The sequence below is a fragment of the Bacillus sp. EB106-04-02-XG92 genome (genome assembly GCF_058791995.1).
Map to the genome: position 1 here is coordinate 1 of NZ_JBYTEA010000039.1, position 646 is coordinate 646.

Below are 646 nucleotides of genomic sequence, written 5' to 3' on the forward strand. Positions count from 1 at the left end.
TTCACTTTCTGACCACGATTCGTTAATTCATCACGAATGCGACGATAACCATAACGACCTTCATTTTCCTCATAAATCGCTTTAATCTCAGCTTTCAAACCGGCATCTACATCTGGACGATGCATTTTCTTTACTAAATCATAATACGTGCTTCGTGGAATAGTAGCTAGCTCCACAAGTGCCTTCACCGAATATTTATGCCTTAATTCATAGACTACTTGCGCTTTGTCTTGTCTCGTGATTTTTCCTTGTTTTGAACTAAGGCATTCAACTTTTTTAAGTACTCATTTTCCATTTCAAGCTGTTTAATACGCGCTTCAAGTGCCTCGACTGACCCGTCAGCTAAAGCTTGTTTTAATTGTTTATTTGAATCTTTTTTCATGGATGGACGCCCCTTTTTCTTAGATTGAAGGGCATCAATTCCTTGTGTTTCGAGCTGTTTTTTCCAAACAGAAATCGTTGAAGGGGCAGGAATATTAAAGATAGCTGCCGTCTCAAATAAGGACATACCGTTTTCAATCATAAAGTTTAGTACGTCTAGTTTAAATTGTTGTGTGTAATTTGTACATCGTTTTAGAAAAGCTTCCAGACCATTCTGTCTATATTGGTTTACCCAATTCAAAATGATTGTGTCACTTATACCGAG

1 pseudogene is annotated in these 646 nt (G+C 37.3%); it reads right to left on the reverse strand.

The features are described 5' to 3' along the window. Nucleotides 1–646 (reverse strand): annotated as a pseudogene (locus tag AC3WVA_RS29265) (helix-turn-helix domain-containing protein); the annotation flags it as partial.